Source organism: Streptomyces xiaopingdaonensis, from assembly GCF_000262345.1.
Lineage (GTDB): Bacteria > Actinomycetota > Actinomycetes > Streptomycetales > Streptomycetaceae > Streptomyces > Streptomyces xiaopingdaonensis.
Genome location: NZ_AJTQ01000371.1, coordinates 16,553 through 29,994 on the forward strand (window position 1 = coordinate 16,553; position 13,442 = coordinate 29,994).

Consider the following 13,442-nt stretch of genomic DNA (forward strand, 5'->3'; position numbering starts at 1 on the left):
GGGAGCCGCTCGGGCTGCAAGACTGGGGCGCATGCAGCGCATCGTGGTACTGGCCGGGGGCATCGGCGGTGCCCGCTTCCTGCGGGGCCTCAAGGTCGCCGCGCCGGAAGCGGAGATCACCGTCGTCGGCAACACCGGCGACGACATCCACCTCTTCGGACTCAAGGTCTGCCCCGACCTCGACACCGTGATGTACACCCTCGGCGGCGGCATCAACGAGGAACAGGGCTGGGGCCGAACCGGCGAAACCTTCGCGGTGAAGGAGGAGTTGGGCGCGTACGGCGTCGGCCCGCAGTGGTTCGGGCTCGGGGACCGGGACTTCGCGACACACATCGTGCGCACTCAGATGATCTCCGCCGGGTACCCGCTCAGCGACGTCACGCAGGCCCTGTGCAGCAGGTGGGAGCCGGGCGTCCGGCTGCTGCCGATGACCGACGACAGGGTCGAGACCCATGTGCTCGTCGACGATCCGGAGGGCGAGGGCCGCAAGGCCGTGCACTTCCAGGAGTACTGGGTGCGGATGCGCGCCGGTGCCGACGCGCACGCCGTCGTCCCCGTCGGCGCCGAGTCGGCGAAGCCGGCGCCCGGTGTGCTCGACGCGGTGGCCCACGCCGACGTGGTGCTCTTCCCGCCGTCGAACCCCGTGGTGAGCGTCGGGACCATCCTCGCCGTCCCCGGGATAAGGGAGGCGATCGCCGAGGCGGGGGTCCCGGTGGTCGGGCTGTCGCCGATCGTCGGGGGCGCGCCCGTGCGCGGCATGGCGGACAAGGTCCTCGCCGCGGTCGGCGTCGAGACGACGGCCGCGGCCGTCGCCAGGCACTACGGTTCCGGGATGCTCGACGGCTGGCTCGTCGACACGGCCGACGCGTCCGCCGTGGACGAGGTCGAGGAGGCCGGCATCCGCTGCCGCGCCGTGCCGCTGATGATGACCGACGACGAGGCGACCGCGGCGATGGCACGCGAGGCGCTGGCGCTCGCCGAGGAGGTGTCGGCATGACGGAGGCAGCCGGCTACCGCGTCTGGGCGCTGCCCGGCATCCCCGAAGTGAGCCCGGGCGACGACCTGGTGGCGCTGGTCGCGGAGGCGGCCGGGGGCGGGGGGCTCGTCGACGGCGACGTGCTCGTCGTCACGTCGAAGATCGTCAGCAAGGCCGAGGGCCGGGTGCTCCGAGCCGACGACCGCGAGGCCGCGATCGAGGCGGAGAGCGTGCGGCTCGTCGCACGGCGCGGGCCCGCGCGCATCGTGGAGTCGCGGCACGGGTTCGTGATGGCCGCTGCCGGTGTCGACGCCTCCAACACCCCGAAGGGCACGGTGCTGTTGCTCCCCGAGGACCCGGACGCCTCGGCGCGGCGGCTCAGGGAGGGGCTGCGCGAGGCGCTCGGGGTCGACGTGGGCGTCGTCGTCACCGACACCTTCGGACGCCCGTGGCGGGAGGGCCAGACCGACGTGGCCGTGGGCGCGGCCGGCGTGCAGGTCCTGGAGGACCTGCGCGGCGGGGCCGACACGCACGGCAACCCGCTGGGCGTCACCGTCACCGCCGTGGGCGACGAACTCGCCGCGGCCGGCGAGCTGGTGAAGGGGAAGGCGAACGGCCTCCCCGTCGCCGTGGTGCGCGGGCTCGGCCGGCACGTCGGCGGTGAAGAGGAAGGCTCCGCACGGCAGTTGGTGCGCGAGGCGGCCGACGACATGTTCCGGCTGGGGACTTCGGAAGCCGTGCGCGAGGCCGTCGCGATGCGCCGCACCGTGCGCGAGTTCGACGGGCGCGAGGTGGACCCGGGCTCGGTGCGCCGCGCCGTCGACGCAGCCGTCACCGCGCCCGCGCCGCATCACACGACGCCGTGGCGGTTCGTCCTGCTGGAGACGGCCGAGACGCGGACCCTGCTGCTCGACGCGATGCAGGAGGCGTGGATCGCGGACCTGCGCGCCGACGGGAAGAGCGAGGAGTCGATCGCGCGCCGCGTGCGCCGGGGCGACGTGCTGCGGAACGCGCCGTATCTGGTGGTGCCGTGCCTCGTCGCCGAGGGCGCGCACGACTATCCCGACGCACGCAGGTCAGCGGCCGAGCGGGAGATGTTCACCGTCGCCGTGGGCGCCGGCATCCAGAACTTCCTCGTCGCCCTCGCGGCGGAGCAGCTCGGCTCGGCGTGGGTCTCCTCGACGATGTTCTGCCGCGACGTCGTGCGCGAGGTGCTGCGGCTGCCGGCGGAGTGGGACCCGATGGGCGCCGTCGCCGTCGGCCGCCCGGCGGGCGAGCCGCGGCCCCGACCGCCGCGCGACGGTGGGGAGTTCACCGTCGTGCGCTGATCACAGGCGGGTGATGTCGCCCGGCTGCCGGCGGGGCCGTCGGCGAGGTGGGTGGAGCCCGGTGAGGGTGAGGAGGCGGGCCGCGCGGTGGCGTTGGCCGCGGTAGGGCTCGAGCAGGGCGAGCATGCCGGCGTCGTCGGTGTTCCGCTCGCCGGTGAGGGCGTAGCCGACGGTGCGGGGGAGGTGGAGGTCGCCGACGGTGACCGCGTCGGCGGCGCCGTTGCTGCGCTGGAGGGCTTCGGCGGCCGTCCACGGGCCGACGCCGGGGATCGCCTGGAGCCTGGCGAGGGCCTCGGGCAGCGCCATCGCGGCGGCCTCCTCCATCCGTGAACTCCGTTGTGCCGCACGGACGATGGCGTCGGAGCGCTTGCTGTCGACGTTGGCGCGGTGCCACTCCCAGGAGGGGATGCGCACCCAGGTGCGCGGCTCGGGGACGACGTGGAGCGAGGGGTGCGGTCCGGGCGCCGGCTCGCCGAACTTGCGGACGAGGTGCCGCCAGGAGCGGTACGCCTCGATCGAGGTGATCTTCTGCTCCAGTATCGCGGGGACGAGCGACTCCAGGACACGGCCCGTACGCGTCAGCCGGAGACCGGGGTGCCTGCGGTGCGACTCGGCGACGACGCGGTGGCGCGGCACGAACTCCTCGGGCGCGTCTCCCTCGCCGAGCAGCGCGGGCAGCCCGTCGAGCACCTCCTGCGCGCCGGCGCCCCACGCCTCGGCGCGCACCCGGCCCGAAGCAGGGGTGAGCCGCAGGGTGGCCGGGCCGCTCCGCAGGCGGGTGGTGCGCCAGACGGAGCCGGCGTGCACCTGGAAGGTCGGGTCGTACGGGCCGCGCGCGAGCACGGCGAGGCTGCCCGGCAGGTCGTAGGCGCCGGGTGGCGTCCAGGTACGGGTGAGGTGCACGGGAAAAGCGTAGGCGGACCCACTGACACCAGGACCGACGGGGGCGTACCGGCCGGAAGCGGACGAAGCTCCGGCGCCGACTCGCCCCGGCCTACTGGTCGGAGGAGAAGCGCACGGCGCCGGCCGGGATCCGCGCATCGCACCAGACGCGGATGCCGCTGCGCAGTTCGTTCCCCTCGCCGATCACGGCACCGTCGCCGACCACGGCGCCGTCGAGCACGGTGTGCGCCCCGATCGAGGCGCCGGCGCCGACGAGCGAGTCGCGGATCCGCGCGCCGGGGGCGATGCGGACGCCGTCGAGGAGGGTGCTGCCCTCGATCCGTGCGCCGGCGCCGATCGCGGAGCGCGCGCCGGCGACGGTACCGCCCGTCAGCTTGGCGTCCCCCGCGACCTCGGCCGTCTCCAGGATCAGCCGCTCGCCGCACCGCCCGGGGACGGCGGGCGAGGGGGCCCGGCCGAGTACGAGGTCGGCGGAGCCGCGGACGAACGCCTGCGGGGTGCCGAGGTCGAGCCAGTAGGTGGAGTCGACGAGTCCGTGGAGGTGGGCGCCGGCGTCGAGGAGGCCGGGGAAGGTCTCGCGCTCGACGGAGACGGGTCGGCCGAGCGGGATGGTGTCGATCACCGAGCGGTTGAAGACGTAGGCGCCGGCGTTGATCTGGTCGGTGACGATCTCTTCCGGCGTCTGCGGCTTCTCGAGGAACGCCGTGACCCGTCCGTCGGCGTCGGTCGGCACGAGGCCGAAGGCGCGGGGGTCGGTGACCCGGGTGAGGTGGAGGGTGACGTCGGCGCCCGAGCCGGTGTGCTCCTCGACGAGGCTGCGGATGTCGACGCCCGTAAGTATGTCGCCGTTGAAGATGAGGACGGGCTCGTCGGGCGCCGAGTGGAGGCGGTCGGCCACGTTGCGGATCGCGCCGCCGGTGCCGAGGGGCTCTCGCTCGGTGACGTACTCGAGGTGGAGGCCGAGGTGGGAGCCGTCGCCGAAGTACGGCTCGAAGACCTCCGCGAGATAGGAGGTAGCCATCACCACGTGGTCGACGCCGGCCGCACGGGCGCGCGCCAACTGGTGGGTGAGGAACGGCACACCGGCGGCCGGGACCATCGGCTTGGGGGTGTTCACGGTCAGCGGACGCAGCCGGGTTCCTTTGCCTCCGACAAGAAGGATCGCTTCCGTCACCTGTCGTCTCCGCTTCCTGCCGGGGCCTGGCCTGACGGCCGGCGGCCAGTGTATGCATCCCCGCGCACGCCGGCGCGGGCCTTCGGACCGCCGGTTCCGCGCGGGATCCGGCCGTCGGGCCCCGGCAGTTCACCAGCGGAGTCAGCGGCGCTGCAACTTCGCTGCCGCGGTGCGCACGTCTCCTAGCTTTGCGTAGAGCTTCGCCCCCGGGCACTCGGTGTTGTACCCGTCCCGATGACCCGAGACCGTACGGAACTTGACCTTCTCCCCCTGCGGGTACTTCTCTCCCTCGGACACCAGAGTCGTCGTGCCGCCCGCATGGACGCCGTTGATGCCGAGCTTCCACGCCGTCAGCCGGGCGAGGGCGCCGACGGCCTCCGGCGACGGTCGGTCGCTGGTGTAGGTGCCGAGGACGGCGACACCCGTCGTGTCGGTGTTGAAGCCGTAAGTGTGGGCGCCCATCACGGGCTTGGCCACACCGCCGGCACGGCCCTCGTAGATGTTTCCGCACTTGTCGACGAAGAAGTTGTAGCCGACGTCGCGCCACTCGAGGCTCTTCACGTGGTAGCGGTAGATGCTTCGGAGGATCGACGGCACCTGGCTGCACGCGTACCCGTTGCCCGTCACGGTGTGGTGGACGAAGGCGGCTTTCGTCGCCCCGGTGAAGGCCGCATCGGGTTCCCTGAGCCGCTCGTCCGCGCCCCATCCCTTCCGTGTCGTGATCCGCGGGCGCGGGCCCGCGTGCCCGCCGCCGTCCGGGTACTCGGCCTGGGTCTGCTCGCTGCTGAGCGCGGGCAGGAAGGTGTCGTCGGTGCGGGGTTCGGCCGGGCCGCGCCCCTCGGCGGTGCGGCCCTCTTCTGCCTCGTCCGAGCGGCCCGGGTCGACCAGCTCGACGCGGAGGCCGTCGGGGAGTCCGGGCCGGGCCGGCGCCGTGCCTCCGCCGGTGCGCGGCGACGGCCCTTCGGGGACGACTCTCACCTGCACGCCGTCCGCCGGGCCCGTCCACAACGGTGCGGTGGCGCCCGGGAGTTGACCGGTCGTGCGCTCCCCCGCGCGTTCGTCGGGCGAGGCGCCGGGGTGGACGTCGAGGGTGCGCCAGCCGCTCCAGGCGCCGTCGTCGACGGCACGGGTGCGGACCTGTACGCGTCCGGCGAGCGGCTCGTCCGCGTCGTCCCAGACGACCCCGACGAGCGAGAACGGCTCGACCGTCCGCGCGGGGAGGCCGCTCGCGCCGCGCTCCGCGCCCCTGCCCCGGTCGGGCGAGAGGGGGAGCGACCTGGTGGCGCCGGCCGGCTTGCCTCGCGGCGCGTCCTGCGGGCCCGGGTCGGGTACGGCGGCAGCGGTGGCCGCGGGGAGGAGGGGGAGCAGGAGGGCTGCTGCGCCTACGGCGCTGAGAGAAGACAGAGGTGCACGCATAGAGCGATCTTGGGCATATGTACACAGAAGTGTCTATTCGTCACTTGACGGGCCATCGGTCGGAGGAGTCGTCCGGTACAGCTCCCTGGCACTCCGGCGGCCGCGCGCTTCCGTACCCTTGCTCCGATGAACGCCATCGAACGCACCCCGGACGACCTGCTGCGCACCGCCCTTTCGACGGACCCGTCAGGGCCGCTGATGACCTACTACGACGACGCCACGGGCGAGCGCGTCGAGCTCTCCGCGACGACCCTCGCCAATTGGGTGGCCAAGACGGCGAACCTGCTGGAGTCGGAGCTCTCGGCCGAGCCCGGCGACCGTCTCGCCGTCCTGCTGCCGACGCACTGGCAGACCGCCGTCTGGCTGCTCGCCTGCGCGGCGACGGGCGTCGTCGCGCAGGTGGGAGGAGACCCGGCGCGCGCCGACCTCGTCGTCAGCGGCCCGGAGACGCTGGAGGAGGCGCGCGCCTGCCGCGGTGAGCGCGTGGCGCTGAGCCTGCGCCCGCTCGGCGCGCGGTTCGCCGAGCAGCCGTCCGGCTTCCTCGACTACGCGGTGGAGGCGCCGAGCCAGCCCGACGCGTACGCACGGCACGCGCCCGTCGCGCCCGGCGCAGCGGCGCTCGTACTCGCCGACGGCGAGGAGTTCACCGGCGGCCAGGTGGTGCAGCGGGCCGTCGCCGACGCGGAGGAGCTGGCGCTCGGCCCGGGTTCGCGGGTGCTCACCTCGGGTTCGTACGGCGGATGGCCCGGGTTGTCGGCCGGGCTCTACGCGCCGCTCGCCGCCGGGGCCTCCGTGGTGCTCTGCCCGCGGGTCGACCTTCTCGACACCGAGGCACTGGCGGCACGGCAGGAGAGCGAGCGGACCTCGGTCACCGTCTGACGGTGGGCGGGGGGTCATACCGCAGCCAAGATCAACCTCACGTACAACCCTCGACGGGTCAGGCGCGTCTGCGTACTTAACCGGCGCGCACGACGGCGTGTACGCCCCCCCCGCGCCGCGACGTGAGGAAGCATCAGACGTGACCGAACCCGGCCCGCACGACGCCGCAACACCCGGCGACATACCGGGAGTCGCCCCGTCCTCGGCAGACACCGCCGAGGACGGCGGAGTCGCGGCCGGGGACGGGCAGCCGACGGGCGCCGAGGGTAAGGAGCGGGACGACGTCCCGGGCGAGGAGTCCGCGGCCCCGGAAGCGGAGGACGCACCTCCCGCCGACGAACCGGAACCCGACTCCCCGGAGCCCGAGCCACCGGAGTCCGAACCGGCGCCCGACGCCAACTCCCTCCCACGACATGCGAGTCCACCCGCCACGGCCGACGAGGAACACCCGCCCGACGGCGCGCAGAACCAGGCCGAGCCGCCCCCGAAGCGCCGCCGCTGGCTGCGTCGCACCGCCATCGGCCTCTCGCTCCTGCTGCTCGCCGCTGCCGCCACCGGCTGGACCTTCTACCGCCGGCTCGACGGCAACATCCGCACCGACACGGACACCGCACGGGAGCTCGCCGAGCACGAGGAGGAGCGCCCGGAGCCCCGACCGGGGCCCGCGCTGAACATCCTCCTCCTCGGCAGTGACAGTCGCGCCGGCGACAACGGCGACTACGGCAGGGACGAGGGCGCCGCGCGCGCCGACACCACGATCCTGCTCCACATAGCCGGCGACCGGAAGAGCGCGACGGGCGTCTCGCTCCCGCGCGACCTCGTGGTCGACATCCCGGCCTGCACGGGCCCCGACGGCTCCGCGACGCGGGCGCAGTTCGCGCAGTTCAACTGGGCGTTCCAGTACGGCGGCCCGGCCTGCACGATCCGCACCGTCGAGAAGCTCACCGGCATGCGCGTCGACCACCACGCCGTCGTCGACTTCCAGGGGTTCAAGGGCCTGGTGGACGCCGTGGGCGGTGTCGAGATCTGCCTCGCGGAACCGGTGCACGACACCGACGCACGGCTCGACCTCCCGGAAGGGCGGCAGACCCTCGAAGGGGAGGACGCGCTCGGCTACGTACGCGCCCGCCACGGCATCGGCGACGGCAGCGACACCGAGCGGATGGCGCGCCAACAGGTCTTCCTCGGCTCGCTGGTGAAGAAGATCCGCAGCAGCGAGGTGCTGCTCAACCCGACGCGCCTCTATCCGCTCCTCGACGCCGCGACCTCGTCCCTCACAGCGGACGACGGCCTCGACTCACTCGGGGACCTCTACGGCCTCGCCCGCGACGTGCAGTCCCTACCCGCCTCCGAGGTCCGGTTCCTGACGGTGCCCCGGCAACCGTACGGGCCCGACCCCAACCGCGACGAACTCTCGCGGCCCGCTGCCGACCGCCTCTTCGCACAGCTCGACGAGGACCAACCGGTGCGGGTGACAGGGGAGTCGGAGGGCGGAAAGGAAGAAGGCGAGGAGTCATCGGAACCGCCGGCTTCGTTGGATCCGTCGGAACTCTCCGAGCCCCCTGCGCGCTCCGACTCTTCGGAGACGGGGAACGCGCAAGGAAACGGAGGAGATTCAGCGAAGGATTCGACGGTGCGGAGGCCGGGCGATCCCGCTGGAACCCCTGATCCTGCGGGCTCTCCGCAGCACGAGGGAGGTGACGGGGACAGTGAGGAGGCCGAGGGGCCGTCGTACCGTGGCACGACCGCAGCGCACGACGTCTGCTCGGCGAATGACGCGGTGAATGAGGCGAATTGACCGTTTCCGCGCCAGTGGAATGTGTCACGAGCGTCGCTCGCCGCCGAACCCGCCGGATAGTGTGAACGCTCCGGTCTGGCCCGGAGCGGCAACAGCAGCCGGTAAATGGAGGACTTACGCAATCGTGGACGCGCAAGGCCGTGGGCAGGCGGGGGATATCGACCCCGCGGATCAGTGGGTGTTCGACCCGAACACCGGCAGCTACCAACTGCGCCTGAATCCCGTAGCCGACGACTCTCCGCATTCGTACGGTGACGGTGGCTCTTCCGGGCCGGGCCGCAGAAATCCGCGCCGCTCCGCGTCCTCACCCACCGAGCCGCGTTCCGAACAGGGCCGCGATCCGCAGGGAAGTTCCCGGGATTCCGGTGGTGAGGACGCCAAAGTACCGGCGCAGCGCAGCAGTTCGGACGGTGCGAGCAGCCACCGCTCGGGAGGGCGCGGACGTCGGAAACGGAAAGCGGGGCTGAGCGGCAAGCAGAAAGCGCTGCGCTGGACGGCGGGTTCCGTCGGGGTGCTCGTCGTCGTCGGCTGCGCAGGAGGCTATTACCTCTACGAGCAGTTCAACGGGAACATCAACAAGGTCGACGTCGGGATAGACAACGCCGCCGTCACGGACGGCCCGGTCAACATCCTCGTCATCGGGACCGACGCCCGCTCGGGCAAGGGGAACACCGGCTACGGCGACAACGGAAGCGTCGGCCACGCGGACACCACCTTCCTCTTCCACGTCTCCGAGGACCGCTCCAACGCGACGGCGCTCTCCATCCCGCGCGACATCATCACGGACATCCCCGACTGCCCGACGAAGCAGGAGGACGGCTCGACCAAGAACGTCCCGGGCCAGCAGGACGTCCGCTTCAACACCAGCCTCGGGCAGAGCGAGAGGGATCCCGGCTGCACCTGGCGGACGGTGGAGAAGCTCACCGGCGTGAAGATCAACCACTTCATGATGGCCGACTTCAACGCCGTCAAGGAGCTGTCGACGGCGGTCGGCGGCGTCGAGGTCTGCGCCGCCAAGGACATCGACGACCCCAAGTCGCACCTGAAGTTGAAGGCGGGGAAGCATACCGTCGAGGGCGAGCAGGCGCTGGCGTTCGTGCGGACGAGGCACACCGTCGGCTTCGGCAGCGACCTGAGCCGCATCGAACTCCAGCAGCAGTTCCTCAGTTCGATGATCCGCAAGATCAAGTCCGGTGACACGCTCACCGACCCGTCGAAGCTCTACAAGCTCGGCAACGCCGCGACCAAGGCGCTCACCGTCGACACCGGGATCGGCAGCGTCAAGAAACTCACCGACCTCGCACAGGACTTGAAGCGCGTCAACACCAGCAACATCACCTTCGCCACGGTCCCGGTCCTCGACAACCCGGAGGACCCGGCGACCGTCATACTCGACGAGCAGAAGGCGAAGCCGCTCTTCAAGATGGTCCGCGACGACAAGTCGCTGACGAAGAACAAGAAGAAGAAGCAGGAGGAGGCCGGCAGCGACAAGGCGAAGCCCTCTCCTCCGTCCGAGGTGAACGTCAGCGTGACCAACGGCGGCGGCCCCGCGGGCTCCGCGCAGCGCACGGCGGTGTGGCTCCTCAACGAGCAGGGCGTGGCCCGCGCCGAGAACGGCGGCAACGCGCCGAAGCAGGTCGCCAAGACCCGCATCGAGCACGCACCCGAACTCGAGGGCGAGGCAGCCGCGTTGGTGAAAATGCTGAAACTGCCGAAGTCGGCGATGAAGGAGGTCGCGGGCGACGGCGGCGACGGCGTCCAACTCACCCTGGGCCGGGACTTCACCGCCCCCGGCGAGCCCGTCTCCGCCCCCGACAAGGCGCCGGACGGCGTGCAGCGGGTGAACGCGGACGACAAGGACATCTGTGCAAAGTAAGGCACGACGCCCGGGCGCCCTGACCAAGCCGCCCGGGTCGGCACAACCGGATACGACACGGAGGTCCCGTGCAGCAGAAAGGCGTCCCCGGCAGGCGTGCGCCCAGACCGGCGCCGACAGCCGCGGAACGGGGATGGGACGACTCCATGTACCCGGACCATGACCAGTCACGGGGGGAGGCACGGGCCGCCCGGGGGAACGCCGGCGGCTCGGCCACCGGCACCGCACCGCCCGACACCGACGACCCGTACGGCGTGGGCCACCACGACGGCACGGGCGAGGAACCGCCGAAGAAGAAGCGGCGGTTCCTCCGCTGGTTCGTCCTCGTCCTCGCCGTACTGATACTCGGCACCGCAGGCGCGGGCTACCTCTACTACCAGCACCTCAACGGCAACCTGGGCAAGGACTCGCTCAACCTCGGGGACAACAAGCTCGACCGCTCCAACCCCAACGCCGCGGGGCAGACGCCGCTCAACATCCTTCTGCTCGGCTCCGACTCGCGCGAGTCGGACGAGAACGTCGAGCTCGGCGGCTCCAAGGGCGACCGCGACCGGCCGCCGCTCGCCGACGTCCAGATGCTGGTGCACGTCTCGGCCGACCGCAGCAACATGTCGGTGGTCTCGATACCGCGGGACACCAAGGCGACGATCCCCAGGTGCACCGACCCGAAGAACGACGACGTCTTCCAGGAGACGACCGACAAGATCAACACCAGCCTCCAGCACGGCGGCCCGGGCTGCACCGTCGCGACCTGGGAAGAGCTCACCGGCGTACCGATCGACCACTTCATGATGATCGACTTCTCCGGCGTCGTCTCGATGGCCGACGCGGTGGGCGGCGTCCCCGTCTGCGTCGACAACAACGTCCACGACCCGCAGTCCAAGCTCCGCCTCAGCAAGGGCAATTCGACGATCAAGGGCGAGCAGGCGCTGAGCTGGCTGCGCACCCGCCACGGCTTCGGCGACGGCACCGACATAGGGCGGGCGAAGGCCCAGCACATGTACATGAGCGCGATGGTGCGGCAGCTCAAGGCCGGCACGAAGCTCACCGACCCCGGCAAGCTGCGCGCGCTCGCCGAGGCGGCGACGGAGGCGCTCACGGTCGACGACGGCCTCGGCTCCGTCAAGAAGCTCTACGACCTCGGCAACGACCTCAAGCGCGTCCCCACCAAGCGGATCACCATGGCGACGATGCCGTGGAAGTACGGGCCCAACGGCTATGTGCTCCCCAAGCCGGGCGACGCGGACCGCGTCTTCTCCCTCGTCCGCAACGACGTCGCGCTTGACGGCAAGGACAAGAAGGACGGCAAGAAGAAGCCCGCAGCGACCGCCTCACCCGACCCGACCCCCTCGTCCTCGCCCAAGGCCGACATCCCCGTACGGGTGATGAACGGCACGGGCACCGCGCTCCAGGCCCCGGTCACGGGCCGCGCCGGCGCGATCGCCGGGATCCTCACGGGGAAGGGCTACTCGCAGGCGGTCGCCGACCGGACGCCCAAGTCCCAGGCCGACACGACGATCAGCTACCCGACGGAGGACGACAAGGGCAACGCACTCGGCGTCGCGAAGTCGCTCGGCATCCCCGAGCGCCTGGTGAAGCACTCCTCCGCAGTCCAGGGGATCGCTCTCGTCGTCGGCACCGACTGGCGCGAGGGCAACGCGTACCCGGAGGACACCCGGCCGGGCGACGACAAGGGCGGGGACGATGAGAAGGAGCAGGAGGCCCCCGACAGCGCCGACGCGCTCCGGGGCGACGACGAGGACCAGTGCATGAACGTCAACCCCAACTACGTGACCCGGGCGGCGGGTTGACGAAAAGGGGCGCCCGGTGTGCGGGCGCCCCTTCGTCCGACCGCCGTCACGCCTCGGCGCGGACCGGCTCCCTGCGGCTGGCGATCACCCTGCGGGCGAGCTTCTTCGGGCTGGTGAGGAACCCCCAGCCCCAGCACATGTGCATCGTCGCCAGCGCCAGCGGGATGCGCACCCGCGCGCCGGCCGGCAGCCCCTTGCCCGCGGGCAGCGAGCCGGCGACTATCGCGGCGAGGTAGCCGCCGGGCACCACCAGCGCCCACGGCGTCAGGGCCGCGCCCGCGACGATCCCCGCGGCGACGGCGCAAAGCGCGACGGGCGGCGCGAGGTACCGCAGGTTGATCGAGCCCGCGTGGTAGCGCGTGACGACGTGGCGCCAACGGCCGTAGTTCTTGTACTGAGTGGCGAGCGAGCGGACGCTCGGACGGGGGCCGTACGAGACCTTCAGCTCGGGCGAGAACCAGACGAGGCCGCCCGCACTGCGGATGCGGTAGTTCAGCTCCCAGTCCTGCGCGCGGATGAACTCCTCGTTGTAGCCGCCCTGTTGCTCCAGCACCTCCCGGCGGAAGACGCCGAGATAGACCGTGTCTGCCTCACCGGCTTCGCCGCCCGTGTGGAAGGCGGCGTTGCCGACGCCGATCCTGGACGTCATCGCGGCGGCGACGGCGCGCTCCCAGTCGGTCTCTCCGACCGCGTGCATGATCCCGCCCACGTTCGCCGCGCCGGTCTCGTCCAACAGCCGCACGGCGGTGGCGATGTACCCGGGCGAGAGCATGCCGTGGCCGTCGACGCGCACCACGACGGGGTGCCGCGAGGCCGCGATCGCCGCGTTGAGGGCGGCCGGGGTGCGCCCCGTCGGGTTGGGGACGGTCGCCACGCTTCGGCTGCCGCCCGCGTTCTCCGCGACGAGCTCGGCGGCGATCTCGTCGGTGCGGTCGTGGGACGGGCCGAGCGCGATCACGATCTCCAGCTCGCCCGCGTACTCCTGCGCCAGGATCTTCTCGACCGAGGTACGCAGGTACCGCTCCTCGTTGAGGACCGGCATGATCACGGAGACTGCGGGCAGTTCGGGGTCTCGGGCAGCACGTTGAGTCACGGCGCCACGTTACCGCGATCGGGGGACGGGCCCGCACGCCAGCCGAGTGCCCGGAACCGGCGGGGGCGGCGTGTGCATCAGAGCCGGAGATCGTACCGCCATACCTTGGCAGAAATACCGCCGTTGCCCGCCTTCCGGCTGGTATACCCGCCGGAGGCCCGCAGCGACCGGCGGGCCGCCACCGCCCC

Annotated in this window: 10 protein-coding genes; 6 read left to right on the plus strand and 4 right to left on the minus strand. The window is 72.0% G+C overall.

Features of this window, described 5'->3' with window-relative positions; translation table 11 throughout:
• The first annotated feature begins 31 nt into the window (after window positions 1-31).
• On the plus strand, window positions 32-997 hold the full coding sequence (gene cofD, locus UWG_RS0128715) for a 2-phospho-L-lactate transferase (protein WP_016910646.1): 966 nt from the start codon (window positions 32-34) through the stop codon (window positions 995-997).
• Window positions 994-2,304, plus strand: a complete 1,311-nt coding sequence (locus UWG_RS0128720; RefSeq protein WP_016910647.1) for a coenzyme F420-0:L-glutamate ligase — start codon at window positions 994-996, stop codon at window positions 2,302-2,304. The genes cofD and UWG_RS0128720 overlap by 4 nt, the downstream gene beginning before the upstream one ends.
• On the opposite strand, the gene UWG_RS0128725 is transcribed toward UWG_RS0128720, so the two are convergent.
• From UWG_RS0128725 to UWG_RS0128735, 3 genes are all read right to left on the minus strand, one after another.
• Window positions 2,305-3,207, minus strand: coding sequence for a DNA-3-methyladenine glycosylase family protein (locus tag UWG_RS0128725; RefSeq protein ID WP_016910648.1), 903 nt, complete (start codon window positions 3,205-3,207; stop codon window positions 2,305-2,307).
• A 91-nt stretch (window positions 3,208-3,298) separates the two neighbouring features.
• Window positions 3,299-4,381, minus strand: a complete 1,083-nt coding sequence (gene manB, locus UWG_RS0128730) for a mannose-1-phosphate guanylyltransferase (protein WP_016910649.1) — start codon at window positions 4,379-4,381, stop codon at window positions 3,299-3,301.
• 141 nt (window positions 4,382-4,522) lie between these two features.
• On the minus strand, window positions 4,523-5,797 hold the full coding sequence (locus UWG_RS0128735) for a peptidoglycan recognition protein family protein (RefSeq protein WP_016910650.1): 1,275 nt from the start codon (window positions 5,795-5,797) through the stop codon (window positions 4,523-4,525).
• 126 nt (window positions 5,798-5,923) lie between these two features.
• Here UWG_RS0128735 and UWG_RS0128740 point away from each other — a divergent pair, with 126 nt between their 5' ends.
• From UWG_RS0128740 to UWG_RS0128755, 4 genes are all read left to right on the plus strand, one after another.
• Window positions 5,924-6,676, plus strand: a complete 753-nt coding sequence (locus tag UWG_RS0128740) for a TIGR03089 family protein (protein WP_016910651.1) — start codon at window positions 5,924-5,926, stop codon at window positions 6,674-6,676.
• A 139-nt stretch (window positions 6,677-6,815) separates the two neighbouring features.
• Window positions 6,816-8,474 carry an LCP family protein gene (locus UWG_RS0128745; protein WP_016910652.1) on the plus strand — a complete coding sequence of 553 codons (1,659 nt, stop codon included), beginning with the start codon at window positions 6,816-6,818 and terminating at the stop codon, window positions 8,472-8,474.
• Window positions 8,475-8,598: 124 nt separating this feature from the next.
• A complete protein-coding gene (locus UWG_RS0128750; protein WP_029391862.1) occupies window positions 8,599-10,350 on the plus strand; it encodes an LCP family protein in 1,752 nt (583 codons plus the stop codon).
• 146 nt (window positions 10,351-10,496) lie between these two features.
• Window positions 10,497-12,161 carry an LCP family protein gene (locus UWG_RS0128755; protein WP_016910654.1) on the plus strand — a complete coding sequence of 555 codons (1,665 nt, stop codon included), beginning with the start codon at window positions 10,497-10,499 and terminating at the stop codon, window positions 12,159-12,161.
• Window positions 12,162-12,207: 46 nt separating this feature from the next.
• Here UWG_RS0128755 and UWG_RS0128760 read toward each other — a convergent pair whose 3' ends face one another.
• Complete coding sequence (locus UWG_RS0128760) at window positions 12,208-13,209, minus strand: glycosyltransferase family 2 protein (RefSeq protein WP_016910655.1); 1,002 nt, start codon at window positions 13,207-13,209, stop codon at window positions 12,208-12,210.
• Window positions 13,210-13,442: the final 233 nt, after the last annotated feature.

Bases quoted from the DNA above. Each gene is read 5' to 3' on its own strand.
- UWG_RS0128720 (WP_016910647.1), top strand. From the start codon at position 994: ATGACGGAGGCAGCCGGCTACCGCGTCTGGGCGCTGCCCGGCATCCCC.
- cofD (WP_016910646.1), top strand. From the start codon at position 32: ATGCAGCGCATCGTGGTACTGGCCGGGGGCATCGGCGGTGCCCGCTTC.
- UWG_RS0128740 (WP_016910651.1), top strand. From the start codon at position 5,924: ATGAACGCCATCGAACGCACCCCGGACGACCTGCTGCGCACCGCCCTT.
- UWG_RS0128735 (WP_016910650.1), bottom strand. From the start codon at position 5,797: ATGCGTGCACCTCTGTCTTCTCTCAGCGCCGTAGGCGCAGCAGCCCTC.
- UWG_RS0128755 (WP_016910654.1), top strand. From the start codon at position 10,497: ATGTACCCGGACCATGACCAGTCACGGGGGGAGGCACGGGCCGCCCGG.